The sequence below is a fragment of the Streptomyces sp. NPDC006512 genome (assembly GCF_040611935.1).
GTDB lineage: Bacteria > Actinomycetota > Actinomycetes > Streptomycetales > Streptomycetaceae > Streptomyces.
Window position 1 is genome coordinate 25,582 of the sequence record NZ_JBEXPG010000011.1, and the last position, 17,614, is coordinate 43,195.

Annotated in this window: 22 protein-coding genes and 1 pseudogene; 11 read left to right on the plus strand and 12 right to left on the minus strand. The window is 72.1% G+C overall.

The window, feature by feature from the left end; genetic code table 11:
• Positions 1–68: 68 nt before the first annotated feature.
• Both ABZZ17_RS10565 and ABZZ17_RS10570 read left to right on the plus strand, forming a co-directional pair.
• Positions 69–770, plus strand: a complete 702-nt coding sequence (locus ABZZ17_RS10565; RefSeq protein ID WP_356874390.1) for an AzlC family ABC transporter permease — start codon at positions 69–71, stop codon at positions 768–770.
• Positions 767–1,075: an AzlD domain-containing protein gene (locus ABZZ17_RS10570; protein ID WP_356874194.1), complete on the plus strand. Its 309-nt coding sequence runs from the start codon at positions 767–769 to the stop codon at positions 1,073–1,075. The genes ABZZ17_RS10565 and ABZZ17_RS10570 overlap by 4 nt, the downstream gene beginning before the upstream one ends.
• Here ABZZ17_RS10570 and ABZZ17_RS10575 read toward each other — a convergent pair.
• Positions 1,044–2,135: a hypothetical protein gene (locus ABZZ17_RS10575; protein ID WP_356874196.1), complete on the minus strand. Its 1,092-nt coding sequence runs from the start codon at positions 2,133–2,135 to the stop codon at positions 1,044–1,046. The two genes, ABZZ17_RS10570 and ABZZ17_RS10575, sit on opposite strands and share 32 nt — an antisense overlap.
• A gap of 81 nt (positions 2,136–2,216) precedes the next feature.
• Here ABZZ17_RS10575 and ABZZ17_RS10580 point away from each other — a divergent pair, with 81 nt between their 5' ends.
• Positions 2,217–2,411: a DUF3046 domain-containing protein gene (locus ABZZ17_RS10580; protein ID WP_073777283.1), complete on the plus strand. Its 195-nt coding sequence runs from the start codon at positions 2,217–2,219 to the stop codon at positions 2,409–2,411.
• A gap of 231 nt (positions 2,412–2,642) precedes the next feature.
• Complete coding sequence (locus ABZZ17_RS10585) at positions 2,643–3,737, plus strand: AI-2E family transporter (protein ID WP_356874392.1); 1,095 nt, start codon at positions 2,643–2,645, stop codon at positions 3,735–3,737.
• On the opposite strand, the gene ABZZ17_RS10590 is transcribed toward ABZZ17_RS10585, so the two are convergent.
• Both ABZZ17_RS10590 and ABZZ17_RS10595 read right to left on the minus strand, forming a co-directional pair.
• Positions 3,685–4,446 (minus strand): Clp protease N-terminal domain-containing protein, encoded by a 762-nt coding sequence (locus ABZZ17_RS10590; RefSeq protein WP_356874198.1) that lies wholly within the window; start codon positions 4,444–4,446, stop codon positions 3,685–3,687. The genes ABZZ17_RS10585 and ABZZ17_RS10590 overlap by 53 nt on opposite strands.
• A 64-nt stretch (positions 4,447–4,510) precedes the next feature.
• Complete coding sequence (locus ABZZ17_RS10595; RefSeq protein ID WP_356874200.1) at positions 4,511–4,939, minus strand: hypothetical protein; 429 nt, start codon at positions 4,937–4,939, stop codon at positions 4,511–4,513.
• Between the two features lie 302 nt (positions 4,940–5,241).
• On the opposite strand from ABZZ17_RS10595, the gene ABZZ17_RS10600 reads away from it, so the two are divergent.
• On the plus strand, positions 5,242–6,087 hold the full coding sequence (locus ABZZ17_RS10600) for a serine protease (protein WP_356874202.1): 846 nt from the start codon (positions 5,242–5,244) through the stop codon (positions 6,085–6,087).
• 7 nt (positions 6,088–6,094) lie between these two features.
• On the opposite strand, the gene ABZZ17_RS10605 is transcribed toward ABZZ17_RS10600, so the two are convergent.
• Complete coding sequence (locus ABZZ17_RS10605; RefSeq protein WP_356874394.1) at positions 6,095–7,003, minus strand: helix-turn-helix domain-containing protein; 909 nt, start codon at positions 7,001–7,003, stop codon at positions 6,095–6,097.
• Between the two features lie 150 nt (positions 7,004–7,153).
• Here ABZZ17_RS10605 and ABZZ17_RS10610 point away from each other — a divergent pair, with 150 nt between their 5' ends.
• From ABZZ17_RS10610 to ABZZ17_RS10630, 5 genes and pseudogenes are all read left to right on the plus strand, one after another.
• Positions 7,154–7,747 carry an MBL fold metallo-hydrolase gene (locus tag ABZZ17_RS10610; RefSeq protein ID WP_356874204.1) on the plus strand — a complete coding sequence of 198 codons (594 nt, stop codon included), beginning with the start codon at positions 7,154–7,156 and terminating at the stop codon, positions 7,745–7,747.
• Positions 7,748–8,002: 255 nt separating this feature from the next.
• Positions 8,003–9,115: a recombinase RecA gene (gene recA, locus ABZZ17_RS10615; protein WP_356874205.1), complete on the plus strand. Its 1,113-nt coding sequence runs from the start codon at positions 8,003–8,005 to the stop codon at positions 9,113–9,115.
• Positions 9,116–9,118: 3 nt separating this feature from the next.
• Positions 9,119–9,679 carry a recombination regulator RecX gene (gene recX, locus ABZZ17_RS10620; protein WP_356874206.1) on the plus strand — a complete coding sequence of 187 codons (561 nt, stop codon included), beginning with the start codon at positions 9,119–9,121 and terminating at the stop codon, positions 9,677–9,679.
• Between the two features lie 122 nt (positions 9,680–9,801).
• Positions 9,802–10,032: pseudogene (locus tag ABZZ17_RS10625) on the plus strand (hypothetical protein); the annotation flags it as partial.
• 107 nt (positions 10,033–10,139) lie between these two features.
• A complete protein-coding gene (locus ABZZ17_RS10630) occupies positions 10,140–10,289 on the plus strand; it encodes a hypothetical protein (protein ID WP_356874208.1) in 150 nt (49 codons plus the stop codon).
• A 78-nt stretch (positions 10,290–10,367) separates the two neighbouring features.
• Here the strand turns inward: ABZZ17_RS10630 and ABZZ17_RS10635 are convergent, their stop codons facing one another.
• From ABZZ17_RS10635 to ABZZ17_RS10670, 8 genes are all read right to left on the minus strand, one after another.
• Positions 10,368–10,763: a rhodanese-like domain-containing protein gene (locus tag ABZZ17_RS10635; RefSeq protein ID WP_356874396.1), complete on the minus strand. Its 396-nt coding sequence runs from the start codon at positions 10,761–10,763 to the stop codon at positions 10,368–10,370.
• A complete protein-coding gene (locus ABZZ17_RS10640) occupies positions 10,754–11,299 on the minus strand; it encodes a cysteine dioxygenase (RefSeq protein WP_356874210.1) in 546 nt (181 codons plus the stop codon). The genes ABZZ17_RS10635 and ABZZ17_RS10640 overlap by 10 nt, the downstream gene beginning before the upstream one ends.
• Positions 11,300–11,377: 78 nt before the next feature.
• Entirely contained in the window at positions 11,378–11,464 is an 87-nt protein-coding gene (locus ABZZ17_RS10645; RefSeq protein ID WP_311318651.1) for a putative leader peptide, read from the minus strand.
• A gap of 33 nt (positions 11,465–11,497) precedes the next feature.
• Positions 11,498–13,078: an FAD-dependent monooxygenase gene (locus tag ABZZ17_RS10650; protein ID WP_356874211.1), complete on the minus strand. Its 1,581-nt coding sequence runs from the start codon at positions 13,076–13,078 to the stop codon at positions 11,498–11,500.
• A gap of 174 nt (positions 13,079–13,252) precedes the next feature.
• Entirely contained in the window at positions 13,253–14,131 is an 879-nt protein-coding gene (locus ABZZ17_RS10655) for an amino acid ABC transporter permease (protein ID WP_356874213.1), read from the minus strand.
• Entirely contained in the window at positions 14,128–14,802 is a 675-nt protein-coding gene (locus tag ABZZ17_RS10660) for an amino acid ABC transporter permease (protein ID WP_356874215.1), read from the minus strand. The genes ABZZ17_RS10655 and ABZZ17_RS10660 overlap by 4 nt, the downstream gene beginning before the upstream one ends.
• An 84-nt stretch (positions 14,803–14,886) precedes the next feature.
• Positions 14,887–15,741, minus strand: coding sequence for a glutamate ABC transporter substrate-binding protein (locus tag ABZZ17_RS10665; protein ID WP_356874217.1), 855 nt, complete (start codon positions 15,739–15,741; stop codon positions 14,887–14,889).
• An 84-nt stretch (positions 15,742–15,825) separates the two neighbouring features.
• Positions 15,826–16,611, minus strand: a complete 786-nt coding sequence (locus ABZZ17_RS10670; protein WP_356874219.1) for an amino acid ABC transporter ATP-binding protein — start codon at positions 16,609–16,611, stop codon at positions 15,826–15,828.
• Positions 16,612–16,896: 285 nt separating this feature from the next.
• Between ABZZ17_RS10670 and ABZZ17_RS10675 the strand changes: the two genes are divergently transcribed.
• Positions 16,897–17,613, plus strand: coding sequence for a response regulator transcription factor (locus ABZZ17_RS10675; protein ID WP_356874221.1), 717 nt, complete (start codon positions 16,897–16,899; stop codon positions 17,611–17,613).
• Position 17,614: the final 1 nt, after the last annotated feature.

The following is a 17,614-nucleotide window of genomic DNA, read 5'->3' on the forward strand; positions in this document are numbered from 1 at the left end:
GACGTGCAAGAACGTACAAGACCGGCCCGCTCCGGCCTGCGTACCTTCGGGGCGTGGGAGAACATCGGATGGTGATGCAGGAGACCCCCGAGGGGGTCGACGACGGACGCCCGCGCGCGGCCGTCGTACGGGACGCGCTCGGGGTCGGAGTGGCCGTCGGCCTGTCCGGGTTCGCGTTCGGGGTGACCGCCGCCGGAGCCGGGATCAGCCTGCTCCAGGCCTGCGTGCTGAGCCTGCTCGTCTTCACCGGCGCCTCGCAGTTCGCACTGGTCGGAGCCCTGGCCGCGGGCGGCAACCCCTTCACCGCGGCCGCCGGGGCCTTCTTCCTCGGGACCCGCAACGCCTTCTACGGGCTGCGGCTGTCGCAGCTCCTCGCGCTGCCCCGCGCCGTGCGCCCGTTCGCCGCGCACTGGGTGATCGACGAGACCACCGCCGTCGCGCTGGCCCAGCCCGACCGGAAGTCGGCGCGGCTCGGCTTCACCGTCACCGGGATCACCCTGTACCTCCTGTGGAACCTCACCACCTTCCTCGGGGCGCTGGGCGCCGAGGCCATCGGGGACACCGCCGCGTGGGGGCTCGACGCCGCCGGGCCCGCCGTGTTCCTCGCCCTCCTCGCGCCGATGCTGAAGACGGGCACCGAGCGGGCCGTCGCCGCGCTCGCCGTCGTGCTCGGACTGGGCTTCCTGCCCGTCCTGCCCTCCGGGGTGCCGGTACTGATCGCGGCGCTGGCCGCCCCCGCCGTACTGTGGCTGAAGGGACGCCGCTCGTGAACGTCTGGATCGCCATCGGGATCACCGTCGTCGGCTGCTACGCCGTCAAGCTCGCCGGACTGCTCGTCCCCGCCGGGGCGCTGGAGAAGCCCCTGGTGCGCCGGCTCGCCGCACTGCTGCCGGTCGCGCTGCTGGCCGCGCTCACCGCCCAGCAGACCTTCAGCACCGGGCACGAGCTCGTCCTCGACGCCCGGGCCGCCGGGCTGGCCGCCGCCGGAGCCGCGCTGCTGCTGCGCGCCCCCTTCCTCGTCGTGGTCGGCGCCGCCGTCGCGGTCACCGCGGGCGTGCGGGCTCTGGGAGGCTGACCCCGGCGACCGGCCGGCCGTACGCCCGCAACGTCAGCAGGGCCTCCAGGGTGGCGATCGGCCGCCGCTCCAGTGAGCTGCCCGGCGCCCAGGCCCGGCGCAGCACCGGCCAGCCACCGTCCGGCCGCTGCTGCGCGGCGAGGAAGTCCAGCGAGCGCCGCATCTCCTCGTCCGTGAACCAGCTCCGGGCCAGCGACTCCGGGCGCCGCGCGTAGTCGTACGGGAACAGCCGCTCGTCCGGCGCGTACCCGGCCGCGAGCGGGTACTCCGCGCGCCGGGCCGGGTCCAGCACCACCAGCCGCTGCTCGCGCACCAGCCGGCCCAGCCGGTCCGCGGCGGCCGCCGCCCGGGCCCGGTCGGGCGCGCCGTCCAGGAAGGCCACCGCGCTCTGGACCTCGTACGGGTGCGAGTGGCGCAGGGTCTCGACCCGGTCCCAGCAGAAGTCCGTGGCCCGGAACAGCCAGGCGTGCCAGATCCGGTTGCGGTGCAGCAGCCCGACGACCGGCCCCGTGGTCAGCAGCTCGCCCGGCGGATCGTCGCGCACCGGATGGTAGGGCGCGGTGGGGTAGTCGAGCGGCGCCGGGAAGACCAGCGGGAGCGCCCCGTCCGGGGTGGAGACCCGGGTCAGGTGGCGGCAGAGCCGCTCGATGCGCTGTCCCGCGCAGCGGCCGAGGCCGTCGAGGATCCGCAGGGCGTGCGCGGTGTGCAGCGGCTGGCTCAGGGGGCCGCGCAGATCGGGGTCGAGGCCGTGCCCGTAGCCGCCGTCACCGCCCAGGTACGCGCCGAGGGCGGCGTCCACCGGGTCGGCCTCCCCGCCGAGGAAGTGGAAGGCGAACCGCCGCTGCTCCAGGACCCGGGCCGTGAGCCAGATGAACTGCTCGGCGCGGGCCAGCGGCGCCTGCGGGGAGGGCTGGATCCGCTCCGTCCCCCCGGTCCCCTCGGTCAGCTGTGTCTGCGGGGCTTGTGGGGCCTGAGCCGCGGACGGGCTCTGCGGGGCTCGTGCGGCCTGTGGGGCCGGTGGGCCCGACGGGGCCGGCGTGGAAGCTTCGTCTCCAGGCATGCGTGACACCGTAGGGCGCGGGGGCGCGGCCGCAGGGCACGAACGGGGCGGGTGCACTCTCCGGAGCGGGATACTGGAGGCATGCGGTTGACGATTTTCTGGGAGCGGATGGCCGAGCACTTCGGTGCCGGCTACGCGGACTCCTTCGCACGGGACCACGTCATGACGGAACTGGGCGGGCGCACCGTCCACCAGGCGCTCGACGCGGGCTGGGAGGCCAAGGACGTGTGGCGCGCGGTGTGTTCGGCCATGGACGTGCCCGCCGCGCTGCGCTGACGGGGCGCCGCCGGGCCGCCGCTTCGTCGTACGGGTGGCCGGTGGGCCAGACTTGGCGGCGTGGCAGCCACAGACGAGACGACCGACCAGCCCGCAGACGCCCCCGAGGCGGCGCCCGTGACGGGCGCGCCGGCCGGCGGGACGCCCGGTGACCCCGGCGCGCGGCCCTGGCCGGCCGACCCGGGCGGCCCGGGCGGTCCGCCCGCCGCACCGGCGGGTGCGGACGCGCGGATGCCGCGCTGGCTGCCGCGCGCGGTGGTCCTCGTCCTGGCGCTCGTGGCTTGTTTCCAGCTGGGCAGCTGGGCCTTCCACCAGCTGATCGGGCTGCTGGTCAACGTCCTGATCGCGTTCTTCCTCGCGCTCGCGGTCGAACCGGCCGTGGCCAGGATGGCGGCGCGCGGCATGCGCCGCGGGCTCGCCACCTTCCTGGTGTTCCTCGGGGTGTTCGTCTTCTCCGCGGGCTTCCTCGCCCTGCTCGGCTCGATGCTCGCGGGGCAGATCGTCGCCATGGTGGAGGGCTTCCCGCGCTACCTCGACTCGGTGATCAAGTCGATCAACGACACCTTCCACACCGAGCTGTCCCGGCTGGAGATCCAGGACAGCCTGCTGCACTCCGACTGGCTCCAGAAGTACGTGCAGAACAGCGCGAGCGGGGTGCTCGACGTGTCCACGACGGTGATCGGCGGGCTCTTCCGTCTCCTGACGGTCGGGCTGTTCTCCTTCTACTTCGCCGCCGACGGCCCGCGGCTGCGGCGCGCGCTGTGCTCCGTACTGCCGCCCGCCAAGCAGGGGGAGGTGCTGCGCGCCTGGGAGATCGCCGTCGCCAAGACGGGCGGCTACCTGTACTCGCGCGGGCTGATGGCGCTGATCTCCGGGGTCGCGCACTACGTGCTGTTCGTGTTCCTCGACATCCCGTACGCGCCCGCCCTGGCGGTGTGGGTGGGGCTGGTCTCCCAGTTCATCCCCACCATCGGCACCTACCTGGCGGGCGCGCTGCCGATGCTGATCGCCTTCACGGTCAACCCCTGGTACGCGCTGTACGTACTCGGGTTCGTGGTGGTCTACCAGCAGTTCGAGAACTACGTCCTCCAGCCCAAGCTGACCTCGAAGACCGTCGACATCCATCCGGCGGTGGCCTTCGGGTCGGTCGTCGCGGGGACCGCCCTGCTGGGCGCGGTCGGTGCGCTCATCGCGATCCCGGCCGTCGCCACGCTGCAGGCGTTCCTCGGCGCGTACGTGAAGCGGTACGCGCTGACGGAGCACGCGGACGCGTCTACCGCCCGTTCTCGTCCGGGGCGGCGAGTACGGCTGCCAAGGCGTCGGTGACCCAGGACTCGACGGCGTCCTTGCTCACGCCGAGGCCGCTGAGCGGACCGGTGCCGTGCTCCAGTTCCAGGAGCGCGAGCAGGACGTGCTCGGTGCCGACGTAGTTGTGGCCGAGGCGCAGGGCCTCGCGGAAGGTGAGCTCCAGGGCCTTCTTCGAGGAGGCGTCGAAGGGGACGAGGTCGGGGACGGAGCCCGCGGCCGGGGGCAGGGTGGCGGTCGCCGCGGTGCGCACGTCGTCCGCCGCGATCCCCTGGGCGGTGAGCGCGCGGACCGCGAGGCCGTCGGGCTCGGACAGCAGGCCGAGGAGCAGGTGCTCGGTGCGGATCTCGGTGTTGCCGGCGGCGCGGGCCTCGTTCTGGGCGGTCACGACGACGTTGCGGGCGCGGGGGGTGAAGCGGCCGAAGCCCTCGTTGGGGTCGAGGCCGGGCTCGCCCTCCTTGTCCGCCTTGGGGACGAAACGCTTCTGGGCGGCCTGGCGGGTGACGCCCATGCTGCGGCCGATGTCGGTCCAGGAGGCGCCGGAGCGGCGGGCCTGGTCCACGAAGTGGCCGATCAGGTGGTCGGCCACGTCACCGAGGGACTCGGCGACGACGACGGCGCCGCTGAGCTGCTCCAGGGTGTCGGTGTGGACCTTCTTGATGGCCTCGATGAGGTCGTCGAGGCGTACCGGGTTGGTCATGCGAACGGGTTCCACGGGAGGGTTCGTCATGGAGGCAACCCTAGGTTGACACCCCGAAGGGTGTCAACCCGTGGTTGTCAGTCGGTGGCCCGCGTTACTGGGCGGCGGGCTGGCTCTGACCCGTCAGGAGGCCGAGCAGCTGGTCCATCTCGTTGCGCCACGTGCGGTGCACGTTCATGCGCGTCGGGGTGGCCTGGCCGGGGAGCTGGAGGCGGAAGGAGCTCCAGATGGCGTTGCGCTTGACGTCGCTGACGGCGCCGACGGCTTCGTTCGGCGGTATCGCGAAGACGATCTCCTGCGGCCGGTTGCTCATCCGGCTGGCCCGGTGGAGCACCACGGCCTGCTCCGTCACGGTGACGAAGTAGTAGGTGAGGAACGCCTGGCCGATGAGGCCGAGCATGCTCATCAGCCACACGCTCGGGCCGGCGACGGCCTGGATCGTGACGATGGGCCGGTCGGCGGGGTTGGCCTCTGCGAGGGCTTCTGCCACCTGCTGCTGGATCGTGGCCTTCTTGATGGCCATGGGTCCTCCTGAGCGGAAATTCACGTCCCCCGTCGTCGGGGGCACCGCAGGGTACCGGCCGGGCGGGGTTGCTCTCGGGGCAGGTTGGGGCGGTGGTCCAAGTGCACCGCTATGGACACCGCCGTCCGGCTCGTGGGGGGTTGGGCGGGTAGGGGTGCGAGGGGTGCCGGCGTCTTGCGGACCGTCAGATTCCGCAACGCGCCACGCCCTCTTGTGGGTTGGCTCCCGAGGCAATGACAATGCACATGACAAGCACCACCGAAGGATCTTCGGTCGCATCGTCATCAGAGGGGAACCCCCACATGAACAAGCCTCTCGCCGCCGCCCTGCTCTCCGTCCTCCTGGCCGGAGCGGCGGCGACACCCGCCGCGGCCTCGGCGCAGGACACGGAACGGGCCGCGCCCGGGCGGGCCGTCGCGGTCACCTACGCGGGCACGGTCGCGCTCAGCAACTGCTCCGGCTCCGTCGTGCGCACCCCCGCCTCCCTGCCCGACGACCCCGCACTCGTCCTCTCCAACGGGCACTGCCTGGAGACCGGTTTCCCCGCCGCCGGCGAGGTCCTCGTGAACCGCTCCTCCTCCCGCTCGTTCTCCCTGCTCAACGCGTCCGGCTCCAAGGTCGCGACGCTCCGCGCCGGGAAGATCGCGTACGGGACGATGACCGACACGGACGTCTCCCTGTACCAACTGACCACCACGTACGCGCAGATCCAGAGCCGGTACGGCATCTCCGCGCTCACCCTCGACGACGCCCGCCCGGCGCAGGGCTCGGCGATCAAGGTGGTGTCCGGGTACTGGAAGCGGACCTACAGCTGCAACGTCGACGGGTTCGCGTACCGCCTCAAGGAGGGGGCCTGGACCTGGAAGGACTCGGTCCGCTACACCTCGTCCTGCAACACCATCGGCGGCACCTCCGGCTCGCCCGTGATCGACACCGCCACGGGCAAGGTCGTCGCCGTCAACAACACCGGCAACGAGGACGGCGGGCGCTGCACGGACAACAACCCCTGCGAAGTGGACCAGAGCGGGAACGTGACGGTCCGCCGGGGCATCAACTACGCCCAGCAGACCTACACCCTGGTGCCCTGCATCGGCGCGGGCAACCAGATCGACCTGAACCGGCCGGGCTGCGCCCTGCCGAAGCCGTGACCCTCCCTCAGGGAGTGCGGCTGAAGGAACGCCGGTAGGAGCGCGGCGGAACTCCCCGGCGGCGCACGAACTGTTCGCGCAGGACGGCCGCGCTCCCGTACCCGACCCGGCGGGCGACCTCCTCGACGGGCAGGTCCGTGGTCTCCAGCAGTTCCTCGGCGGCGCTCAGCCGCAGGCTCCGCAGCCAGGCGTGCGGGGTGGTGCCGGTCGCGGCGGCGAAGCGGCGGGCGAAGGAGCGCTTGCTCATCACGGCGCGCCGGGCCAGTTCCGCGACGGGGAGAGGCTCGTGGAGGTTCTCCCGCGCCCACGCGAGGACCTCGGCGAGCCGCTCGTCGTGGCCGTCCCCGGGGACGGGGGCGGCCAGGTACTGGGCCTGGCCGCCGTCGCGGTGCGAGGGCAGCACCATGTCCCGGGCGACGGCGTTGGCGGTCGCGGCGCCGTGCTCCCGCCGCAGCAGGTGCAGGCACAGGTCGAAGCCGGCCGCGGCGCCCGCGCCCGTGACGATCCGCCCCTCGTCGACGTACAGGGCGTCGGGGTCGACGGTCACCTCCGGGTGCCGGCCCGCCAGCAGTCCGGCGAACCGCCAGTGGGTGGTGGCCCGCAGGCCGTCGAGGAGCCCGGCGGCGGCGAGCGCGAACGTGCCGACGCAGTGGGCCGCGACCAGGGCGCCCCGCTCGTGGGCCGCCGCCAGCGCGTCGAGCACGGCCGGCCCGGGCGGCGTACGGAATCCGGCCCCCGGCAGGGCGATCACCAGATCGGCGCCGGCCAGTCGGTCCAGGCCGTGCGCCACCGAGAGCGGTACGCCGAGATCGGTGGGTACGGGCCCCGGGCGGTCGGCGCACAGGGCGAAGTCGAAGCCGGGGAACCCCTCCCCGTGCGGGCCGAACACCTCGGCCACGATGCCGACGGCGAGCATGCCGACTCCGGGAGGTACGTACGCGGCGACGGTCTCGAAGGGCGGCACGCGGGCAGTATCGCAGGCCCGCCGCGGGTGTGGCACGATTCCCACGATCACTGGCAACACTGCCACTCGTGGAGGCCCGGGCCCACCGGGATCATGGTGTGCATGACAGACGCACCGCTGGCCCGTAGCGCCACGTACACGATCCTGACCACCGGCTACACCCTCTCCACGGGGCCCGGGGTCGCCGCCACCGTCTCCTACGTCCGCGACGGGGACCGCCACGTCATCGTCGACCCGGGCATGGTGGCCGGCCGCGACCGGATCCTCGGCCCGCTCGCGGACCTGGGGCTCGGTCCCGACGACATCACCGACGTCGTGCTCAGCCACCACCACCCGGACAACACCATGAACGTCGGCCTCTTCGGCGAGGCCCGCGTCCACGACCACAAGGCGGTCTACCGGCACGACCAGTGGACCGACCGCGACGCGGAGGGCCACGAGCTCACCCCGTCGCTGCGGCTGATCCGCACCCCGGGCCACAGCCGCGAGGACATCACGCTGCTGGCGGGCACGGGCGAGGGCGTCGTCGCCTTCGTGGGCGACCTGTGGTGGCGCCCCAACGGCCCCGTCGAGGACCCGGTGGCCCCGGACCACGGGCTCCTGCGCTCGTCCCGGCTCCGCGTCCTGGCCGCGGCCGACCTCATCGTCCCCGGCCACGGCGGCCCGTTCGCGGCGGACGCCACCGCGCCGCTGTAGGGGGACCGGGGGCGTGCGTGCGCCCCCCCGGATCCCCGCCGATGCGAAACGTGGTGGATGTCATGCTGTGTCCCCCGGAACGGGGCGGAACGCGTGCGCCGCGAGCGCGGCGTGGTGCGCTTGACACGGAATTCGAACATCCATTCTGATGGATGGGTTATCCACAGCCCCGCCGGGTGTGGGAGCGCATTGTCAGTGGCAGGCGTTAGCGTCAATGGCGTGAAGCGATCGACTCAAGCAAACCGGGTGGAACCCATGGCAGGCACCGACCGCGAGAAGGCTCTCGACGCCGCGCTCGCACAGATTGAACGGCAATTCGGCAAGGGTGCGGTCATGCGCCTCGGCGACAAGCCGAACGACCCCATCGAGGTCATCCCCACCGGGTCGACCGCGCTGGACATCGCCCTCGGCGTCGGCGGGCTGCCCCGCGGCCGCGTGATCGAGGTGTACGGACCGGAGTCCTCCGGTAAGACCACCCTGACCCTGCACGCCGTGGCCAACGCGCAGAAGGCCGGCGGCACCGTCGCCTTCGTGGACGCCGAGCACGCGCTCGACCCCGAGTACGCGAAGGCCCTCGGCGTCGACACCGACAACCTCATCCTTTCCCAGCCGGACACCGGCGAGCAGGCGCTCGAAATCGTGGACATGCTGGTCCGCTCCGGCGCCCTCGACCTGATCGTCATCGACTCCGTGGCGGCGCTCGTGCCGCGCGCGGAGATCGAGGGCGAGATGGGCGACTCCCACGTGGGTCTCCAGGCCCGTCTGATGAGCCAGGCCCTGCGCAAGATCACCGGTGCGCTCAACCAGTCCAAGACCACCGCGATCTTCATCAACCAGCTCCGCGAGAAGATCGGCGTGATGTTCGGCTCGCCCGAGACCACCACCGGTGGCCGCGCGCTGAAGTTCTACGCCTCCGTGCGTCTGGACATCCGCCGCATCGAGACCCTCAAGGACGGCACGGACGCGGTCGGCAACCGCACCCGCGTCAAGGTCGTCAAGAACAAGGTCGCGCCGCCCTTCAAGCAGGCCGAGTTCGACATCCTCTACGGCCAGGGCATCAGCCGCGAGGGCGGCCTGATCGACATGGGCGTCGAGCACGGCTTCGTGCGCAAGGCCGGCGCCTGGTACACGTACGAGGGCGACCAGCTCGGCCAGGGCAAGGAGAACGCCCGTAACTTCCTGAAGGACAACCCCGACCTCGCCAACGAGATCGAGCGGAAGATCAAGGAGAAGCTGGGCGTGGGCGTGCGCAAGGACGCCGCGGCCGCCGACGAGACGGCCGCCGCACCGGCGGACGGCGCCGCGGCCGTGCCCGCCCCGGCATCGAAGGCGAAGACGACGGCCAAGGCCGCCGTCGCCAAGAGCTGACCCGTGCGGGAGCAGGAACGGGGTGGTACGGGCGGCCGTGAAGGCCGCCAGGAACTGCCGCCCCAGACTCCCGAGGAGCAGGCGCGGGCGATCTGCCTGCGCCTGCTCACCGGGATGCCGCGTACCCGGAAGCAGCTCGCGGACGCCCTGGAGAAGCGGGGCATCCCCGAGGAGGTGGCTCAGGAGGTCCTCTCCCGGTACGAGGAGGTCGGCCTGATCGACGACGCGGCCTTCGCCGGGGCCTGGGTCGAGTCCCGGCACCGCGGCCGCGGCCTGGCCCGCCGGGCGCTCGCGCAGGAACTGCGGACCAAGGGGGTGCACACCACCCTCGTGCAGGAGGCGCTGGAACAGCTGGACTCCGACCAGGAGGAACACACGGCCCGGGAACTCGTGGAGCGCAAGCTCCGCGCGACCCGGGGCCTGGACCGGGACAAGCGGATCCGCCGCCTCGCGGGGATGCTCGCCCGCAAGGGATACCCGGAGGGCATGGCCCTGCGGGTGGTCCGCCGCGCCCTGGAAGCGGAGGGCGACGACGCCGACGACCTGGGGTACCCGGCGGGCTGAGGCGCGGGCCCGGGGCCCGGGCCGGGCGTCCGAGCCGGGGGACCGGGGTGGGGGTAGCCCCCGGTCGGGGACGCCGGAGTGCTCCCATGCCAGGTACCGGGCCCGGCGGCAGAGTTGCCCGCATGATGCTGCGTTACGCCCTCCGGACCGTCCGGTACCGCAAGGCAGGTTTCCTCGGCGCCTTCGTCGCCCTCATGTGCGCCGCGGCCCTGATCACCGCCTGCGGCACGTTCCTGGAGACCGGACTGCGAGGCAGGATCGCCACCGAGCGGTACGCGGCCGCGCCGGTCGTCGTCTCCGCGGACCAGAACGTCCACCGGACCACGGTCACGGATAAGAAGGGCAAGACCAGGCGCCAGGTGCTGCGGATGATCCGTACGGAGGCCCTCGCCGTCCTGCTGACCGGGGTGGTGCTCGGCTCCGGGATCGCGCTGGCGGTCCTCACCGCTTCAGCGTGGGCATGACCGGGTCGTTCGCCCCGGTGCTGCGGGGCCCGGCGTACGGGGTCGTCGTCGGGGTGGCCGGTCTGATCGCCCTGGCCGCCACCGGCGTGCCGGGACGGGTCGCCCTGCGGGTGCCGCCGATGGACGCGACCAGGGCGAAGTCGTAGCCCTCCGGGAGGGTACGGGGAACCGGCCGCGGGGCGGGGTCCACGGTGTGGACCCGGCCCCGGCGGCGCGGGGGCGCGTCAGGCGGGCGAGACCGGCAGCCCGGCCGACTTCCAGGCCTGGAAGCCGCCCGTCAGGTCGGTCGCCCGGTGCAGGCCCAGCGCGTGCAGGGAGACCGCGGCGAGGGAGGAGGCGTAGCCCTCGTTGCAGATCACGATCACCCGGAGGTCGTGGTCCGTGGCCTGCGGGATGCGGTGGGAGCCCCGCGGGTCGAGGCGCCACTCCAGCTCGTTGCGCTCGATGACCACCGCCCCCGGGATCAGTCCGTCCCGTTCGCGCAGCGCCTGGTAGCGGATGTCCACCAGCAGGGCGCCGGCCCCGGCGGCCTCGTGGGCGGCCCGCGCGTCGACACGGGTGTAGCCCTCGCGGATCCGCTCCAAGAGCTCGTCGATGCCGACGGGGGCGCTCACTGCCAGTCCGCCGGACGCTCGACCTGCTCCAGGGTGAGGACCGGGCCGCTGCGGCTGTACCGGCGGATCAGCGGCAGCGGCGGGTAGTACGCGTGGACGGAGACGGCGTGCTCCGCGGCGGACTCGTTGAGCACCTCGTGCACGTGGTGCTCGCCGAAGGCGCGGCCGGTCCCGGCTTCCAGGGTGCGGGTGCGGTCCACGCCGTCGGCCAGCACCAGGCTCTGCCAGCCCTCGGAGGGGAGGCGTACGGCCAGGGAGTGTTCGGTGAGCGCGCCCCGCGCGGTGGCGAACGCGCCGCGCGACTCGGCGTGGTCGTGCCAGCCGGTGCCGGTGCCCGGCGGCCACCCGATCAGCCAGGCCTCACTGCCGCCCGGTCCCTCCAGGCGGATCCAGGTGCGGCCCTGCGGATCGAGGGGCAGGGAGTCGACGACCGCGGGGTCGGCGGCGGTGCGCCGGGCGAAGGCGAGGAGTTCCGCCGCGGTCGGGGCGGCGGAGGGCGCGGGGGCGTGCGTGGGCGCAGGCGCGTGCGTCGGGGCAGACATGGGGTGATGACCGTCCTGGGAGTTCGCGAAGGTGCGCGCGGGCCCGGAAGGGCACGGGGCGCGCGGAGGGAAGGCGAATCAGCAGGAAGGGCGACACACGCAGCCCGCGTAGCGGAGCAGGTCCATGTGAACCCTCCGCCACAGGCGTACGTCGTTGCCGGTCATGTCCGCGAGTGAACCACGAGGTGCCGAGAACGGTCAATCGATCACGGCTGTAGGCGTGGTGGAGGCGGCTTCCCCGTGCGCCGGGGCGCCCCCGCGCACGGCGTCGGCGGCCTCGTACAGCTCCGCCGGGCGGACCCCCGCGAAGGTGGCCGCCAGGTGGCCGTCGGGCCGTACGAGGAGCACGGTGTGGGCGGGGGCTCCCGGGTAGGCGTCCGCGACCAGCAGCTCGGCCCGTACCGGCAGCGCGCTCACCGCCGCCGCCAGCCGGGGCATCAGCCCGGCGCCCACCCAGTGCCGCCGGTCCCAGACCCCGGTGCCCGGGGCGACGAGGAGCACCAGCAGCCGGCCCCGGCCGAGCAGGTCGCGCAGCGGGACGGTGGCGCCGTCGGGGGCGGTGACGGGGACGTTCGCCACGGGCCCGCCCGGCTCGGTCGCCGTCGGGACCTCGCGCACGGCCACCGGCGGGGCGTACACCGGCTCCCCGCCCAGCGGCCCCCGGCCGAGGTGGCCGTCGGTCAGCAGGGTCTGCGCGGAACGCGCCGACCCCGGGACCAGGGTGCGCAGGCCGCCCCCGCCGCGCAGGGCGGGCATGGCCTGGTCGGCGGCGCGCAGCCGGGCCGCGACGGCGGTGCGCCGTTCCTCCTCGTAGCTGTCGAGCAGGGCCTCGGAGGCGCCCTGGTGCCAGGCCAGCGCCAGCTTCCAGGCCAGGTTCTCGGCGTCGCGCAGCCCCTCCTCGACCCCTTGGGTGCCGAGCGCGCCCAGCAGGTGCGCGGCGTCCCCGGCGAGGAAGGCCCGGCCGTCGCGCCAGCGCCGGGCGAGGCGGTGGTGCAGGGTGTGCACCCCGGTGTCGATCAGGTCGTACGGGGGAGTGCTGCCGCCGCACCAGCCCGCCAGGGTGTCCCGGATCAGGGTGACGAGCGCGTCCGGCGTGACGAGGTCGCCGCGGGCCGGCAGCAGCCAGTCGAGGCGCCAGACGCCGTCGGGCAGCGGCCGGGCGGTGACCTCCTCGGGGCCGGCCGGCGGGCTGCGGTGCAGCAACGCCTCGCCGGGCCACGGCAGTTCGGCGCGCAGCGCGGCCACGGCGTACCGCTCGACGGCGGTCCGGCCGGGGAAGCGGATGCCGAGGAGCTTGCGCACGGTGGAGCGGGCGCCGTCGCAGCCGACGAGGTGGCTGCCGCGCCACCAGGTGGTCTCGGAGCCCCGGGTGTGCGCGGTGACCCCGCGGCCGTCCTGCTCCAGGGAGTCCAGCTTGCAGTCGGTGACCAGCTGGACGAGCGGGTGCGCGGTGGCGGCGTCGCGCAGCCCGCGGGCGAGGGCGTGCTGCGGCAGGTGCAGGGGGGCGGGCCGGTCCTCGAAGGTGATCCGCTGCGCTTCCTGACGGCGCCTCAGGGTGCGCCAGGCCGCGAAGTGCGCCCCCTCGTCGCGCAGCGTCGTACAGCCCAGCCGGTGCGCCATGGCCGCCGTGTCGGCGTGCAGTACGACGGAACGGGCGGGCCGGGGTTCGTCCTTGCCGGGCCCTTCGTCGAGGAGGACGCTGGGCACGCCGTGGCCGGCCAGGGCGAGGGACAGGGACAGCCCGACGGGTCCCGCGCCGACGACGATCACCGGGTCCATGGCGCGGCTCCCGATGTCCGGTATGTGATCACAGAACGTATGCAACCCACTGGAGGTGCCTGCGTCAAGTGACACCTGTCCGGAACGCCGTGTGGTGCGGCGGAAGAGTTCCGCCGCACCACACGGGCTACGCACTATGACTGACCCTACGTCAGGCCCCGGGTGGGGTCGGGGTCACATGGCCCTGCCCGTGGCCATGTCGCCGACATCGGCGACACCGACCACTGCGCCGGTGCTCTTCGTGGACTTGCGCAGCCGGCCTTCCAGCCAGGAGGCGAAAGAGGTGAGGGCGAAGTTCACGGCGATGTAGATCAGCGCGATCACGACGAGGGTCGCGATGGTGTTGCTGTAGTTGGCGGAGATCTGCCGGTTCATCGACAGCAGCTCGCCGAGACCGAGGATCGAGCCGCCGAGCGCGGTGTCCTTGAGGATCACCACGAGCTGGCTGACCAGGGCCGGCAGCATCGCGGTGACGGCCTGCGGGATCAGCACGTGGACCATGGTCTGGCCCTTGCGCATGCCGATCGCCTTGGCCGCGTCGGTCTGGCCGTTGGGCAGGGACAGCACGCCCGCCCGGACGATTTCGGCGATGACGGCCGCGTTGTACAGGACCAGACCGGTGATCACGGCGTACAGCGGGCGCACGTCCGAGGACAGCGGGGTGAACTGCACGAAGAAGGCCGAGGCGAAGATCATCAGCATCAGCACGGGGATGGCGCGGAAGAACTCCACGACCGTACCGACGGGGACGCGCACCCAGGCGTGGTCGGAGAGCCGGCCGATGCCCATCAGGGCGCCCAGGGGGATCGCGATCACCATGGCGATCACGCCGGCCTTGAGGGTTTCCAGCAGGCCGGGGATCAGGAAGGTGCTCCAGATCTGGCCGTCGGTGACGAAGGGGGTCCACTTGTCGGCGTCGAGCTGGTTCTTCTCGCCCATGAGGGACAGCGCCCACCAGAGGGCGAGTCCGAGCAGCACGACGAAGACACCGCTGTAGATCCAGTTGCGCGCCTTGGCCTTGGGGCCCGGGGCGTCGTACAGAACCGAGGTCATCGCTTCACCGCCACTCGCTTGGCCACCCAGCCCAGCAGCAGACCCGTCGGCAGGGTCAGCAGGCAGAAGCCGAGGGCGAAGATCCCGAAGACGGCGAAGAGCGCGTCCGCTTCGTTCTCGATCATTTCCTTCATCAGCAGGGCCGCCTCGGCCACGCCGATGGCAGCCGCCACCGTGGTGTTCTTGGTGAGGGCGATCAGGACGTTGGTGAGCGGTGCGATGACCGCCCGGAAAGCCTGGGGGAGCACGATCAGGGTGAGCACCTGCAAGAAGCTCAGCCCCAGTGCGCGGCCCGCCTCCGCCTGGCCGACCGGCACGGTGTTGATGCCCGAGCGCAGGGCCTCGCAGACGAAGGTGCCGGTGTACGCGATCAGGCCGAGCACCGCGAGCCGGAAGCCGGTCTCCTTGAAGGTGCCGCCGCCCAGCGAGATGTCGAGGGTCTGGCTGAGACCCAGCGAGCAGGCGATGATCAGCACGGTCAGCGGGGTGTTGCGCACCACGTTGACGTAAGCGGCGCCGAAGCCCCGCAGCAGTGGGACCGGGCTGACCCGCATCCCGGCCAGGACGGTTCCCCATATGAGGGATCCGACCGCCGAGTAGAGGGTGAGCTGAACCGTCACCCAGAAGGCTCCGAGCACGTCGTACTGCCCGGAATCAAGAAAATCGAACACGATGCCCTGCGCTCTCCCCAGGATGGCCGGTGAGGTGCGCCGCCGCCCGCGGACGGGCGGGCGACGACGCTCCTCACCGGTGAATCAGCTGCCTTCGGTGATCTGCGGGGCCGGCTCGTTCTTGTAGTCGGCCGGACCGAAGTTCTTCTTCACGGCCGCCTCCCAGGAGCCGTCCGAGACCATCTTCTTGAGCGCGGCGTTGATCTTGGTCTGGAGGTCCTTGTCGCCCTTCTTCAGACCGATGCCGTAGTTCTCGTTGCTCAGGCTCAGCCCGACCAGCTTGAACTTGCCCTTGTTCTTCTCCTGCGCGGCGTAGCCGGCCAGGATCGAGTTGTCCGTGGTCAGGGCGTCGACCTTCTTGTTCTCCAGGCCGGTGAGGCACTCGGAGTAGCCGCCCTGCTCCAGCAGGTCCGCCTCGGGGGCGAGCTTGGTCTTGACGTTCTGGGCCGAGGTGGAGCCGGTGACCGAGCAGAGCTTCTTCTTGTTCAGGTCTTCGGGCTTGGTGATGCTGGTGTCGTCGGCGCGGACCAGCAGGTCCTGGTGGGCGAGGAGGTACGGACCCGCGAAGTCCACCCGCTCCTTGCGCTTGTCGTTGATCGAGTAGCTCGCGACGATGAACTTGACGTCGCCGTTGGAGATCAGGTTCTCGCGCTCGGCGCTGACCGCCTGCTTCCACTCGATCTGGTCGGGCTGGTAGCCGAGTTCCTTGGCCACGTAGGTCGCCACGTCGACGTCGAAGCCCGTGTACTTGCCGTCCGGGGTCTTCAGGCCCACGCCCGGCTGGTCGAACTTGATGCCGATGACGACCTTGTCCTTGCCGCCGCCACCGGACGGACCGGCGTCACTGGAGCCCTTGTCGCTGCCGCCGCCACAGGCGGTCGCAGTCATGGCGAGCGCGACGGCGACGGCCGCGGCCGCACCGACCTTGGAGATCTTCATGGTGAACTTCCCTCGGGTGAGACGTGGTTGAGCGACGAGCGAGATGTGTGCTCCGTCGAACGGATCACTACCAGACGAGAACCGTCAGTGGTGCAGGATCTTCGACAGGAAGTCCTTGGCGCGGTCGCTGCGCGGGTTGCTGAAGAACTGCTCGGGCGTGGCCTCTTCGACGATCTTTCCGTCGGCCATGAAGACGACCCGGTTCGCGGCCGAGCGGGCGAAGCCCATCTCGTGCGTGACGACGACCATCGTCATTCCCTCCCGGGCGAGCTGCTGCATGACTTCCAGCACCTCGTTGATCATTTCCGGGTCGAGGGCCGAGGTCGGCTCGTCGAACAGCATGACCTTCGGTTCCATCGCCAGCGCCCTGGCGATCGCCACGCGCTGCTGCTGGCCTCCGGACAGCTGCGCCGGGTACTTGTCGGCCTGCGAGCCGACACCCACCCGGTCCAGCAGCGACTGCGCCTTCTCGCGGGCGGCCGCCTGGTCCGTCTTGCGGACCTTGATCTGACCCAGCATGACGTTCTGCAGCACGGTCTTGTGCGCGAACAGGTTGAACGACTGGAACACCATGCCCACGTCGGCGCGCAGCCGGGCGAGTTCCTTGCCCTCGGCCGGCAGCGGCTTCCCGTCGAGCGTGATGGTGCCCGAGTCGATCGTCTCCAGCCGGTTGATGGTCCGGCACAGCGTGGACTTGCCCGATCCCGAGGGACCGATCACCACGACGACTTCACCGCGGGCAATGCTCAGATCAACGTCCTGAAGCACGTGCAGCGCGCCGAAGTGCTTGTTGACGTTGCTCAGTACGACCAGGCCGTCCGCGGCACCGGCCGCGTCCTGCACGTCCTTGGTCACTGATACTCCGCTCATCGGCTTCTTGCTCCGTCCTCCGTCGGTTGGGAGGACAGTAGTGACGAGGCGCGCACAGCGTCATCACATCTGAGGGAGAATTGAGCATAACGATACGGCCTCGCCCGGATACGCTCCGTGCGTGAGCCCCACCCTGGGCGATCCGTACGCGTACCGGGTGCATAACGGAAGACTCGCCGGACCGGAACCCCCTTGACGTGGGACTCTTCATGGGCGTGGATGCATGGTGGCCCGTGTTGGGCCATTCTTCGTCCGGACGTCGTGAACAGGAAAGGGGGACGCCACATGAGGCTGCTGCTCGTAGAGGACGACGACCACGTCGCCGCCGCCCTGTCCGCGATCCTCGCCCGGCACGGCTTCCGGGTGACGCACGCCCGCAACGGCGAGGAGGCCCTCCAGGCGCTGCTGCCGGCCGGTGCGCCCGCCGGCGCCTCTCCCTACGGGGTGATCCTGCTCGACCTCGGCCTGCCCGACCAGGACGGCTACGAGGTCTGCGGGAAGATCCGCAAGCGCACCGCCACCCCGGTGATCATGGTGACGGCGCGGGCCGACGTCCGCTCCCGCATCCACGGCCTGAACATGGGCGCCGACGACTACGTCACCAAGCCCTACGACACCGGCGAGCTCCTCGCCCGGATCCACGCCGTCGCCCGGCGCACCGGCGCCTCCGAAGAGGCCGCCGCCACCGGGACCGGGGCTCCGGCCGTGGTCCGGCTCGGCCCCGTCGCCATCGAGCTGCCCACCCGCCGGGTCAGCGTGAACGGCGTCGACGTACCGCTCACCCGCAAGGAGTTCGACCTGCTGGCCCTGCTCGCGCAACGGCCCGGCGTCGTCTTCCGCCGCGAGCAGATCATCAGCGAGGTCTGGCGCACCAGCTGGGAGGGCACGGGCCGCACCCTCGAAGTCCACGTCGCCTCGCTGCGCTCCAAGCTGGGCCTGCCCGCCCTCGTCGAGACCGTCCGCGGGGTGGGCTACCGGCTCGTCACCCCGGCCGCGCCCTAGC

Coding starts and splice junctions, on each gene's coding strand:
- ABZZ17_RS10565 (WP_356874390.1), top strand. CDS start 69: ATGGTGATGCAGGAGACCCCCGAGGGGGTCGACGACGGACGCCCGCGC.
- ABZZ17_RS10575 (WP_356874196.1), bottom strand. CDS start 2,135: ATGCCTGGAGACGAAGCTTCCACGCCGGCCCCGTCGGGCCCACCGGCC.
- ABZZ17_RS10580 (WP_073777283.1), top strand. CDS start 2,217: ATGCGGTTGACGATTTTCTGGGAGCGGATGGCCGAGCACTTCGGTGCC.
- ABZZ17_RS10585 (WP_356874392.1), top strand. CDS start 2,643: ATGCCGCGCTGGCTGCCGCGCGCGGTGGTCCTCGTCCTGGCGCTCGTG.
- ABZZ17_RS10590 (WP_356874198.1), bottom strand. CDS start 4,446: ATGACGAACCCTCCCGTGGAACCCGTTCGCATGACCAACCCGGTACGC.
- ABZZ17_RS10595 (WP_356874200.1), bottom strand. CDS start 4,939: ATGGCCATCAAGAAGGCCACGATCCAGCAGCAGGTGGCAGAAGCCCTC.
- ABZZ17_RS10600 (WP_356874202.1), top strand. CDS start 5,242: ATGAACAAGCCTCTCGCCGCCGCCCTGCTCTCCGTCCTCCTGGCCGGA.
- ABZZ17_RS10605 (WP_356874394.1), bottom strand. CDS start 7,003: ATGCTCGCCGTCGGCATCGTGGCCGAGGTGTTCGGCCCGCACGGGGAG.
- ABZZ17_RS10610 (WP_356874204.1), top strand. CDS start 7,154: ATGACAGACGCACCGCTGGCCCGTAGCGCCACGTACACGATCCTGACC.
- recA (WP_356874205.1), top strand. CDS start 8,003: ATGGCAGGCACCGACCGCGAGAAGGCTCTCGACGCCGCGCTCGCACAG.
- ABZZ17_RS10630 (WP_356874208.1), top strand. CDS start 10,140: ATGACCGGGTCGTTCGCCCCGGTGCTGCGGGGCCCGGCGTACGGGGTC.
- ABZZ17_RS10640 (WP_356874210.1), bottom strand. CDS start 11,299: ATGTCTGCCCCGACGCACGCGCCTGCGCCCACGCACGCCCCCGCGCCC.
- ABZZ17_RS10645 (WP_311318651.1), bottom strand. CDS start 11,464: ATGACCGGCAACGACGTACGCCTGTGGCGGAGGGTTCACATGGACCTG.
- ABZZ17_RS10650 (WP_356874211.1), bottom strand. CDS start 13,078: ATGGACCCGGTGATCGTCGTCGGCGCGGGACCCGTCGGGCTGTCCCTG.
- ABZZ17_RS10655 (WP_356874213.1), bottom strand. CDS start 14,131: ATGACCTCGGTTCTGTACGACGCCCCGGGCCCCAAGGCCAAGGCGCGC.
- ABZZ17_RS10665 (WP_356874217.1), bottom strand. CDS start 15,741: ATGAAGATCTCCAAGGTCGGTGCGGCCGCGGCCGTCGCCGTCGCGCTC.
- ABZZ17_RS10670 (WP_356874219.1), bottom strand. CDS start 16,611: ATGAGCGGAGTATCAGTGACCAAGGACGTGCAGGACGCGGCCGGTGCC.
- ABZZ17_RS10675 (WP_356874221.1), top strand. CDS start 16,897: ATGAGGCTGCTGCTCGTAGAGGACGACGACCACGTCGCCGCCGCCCTG.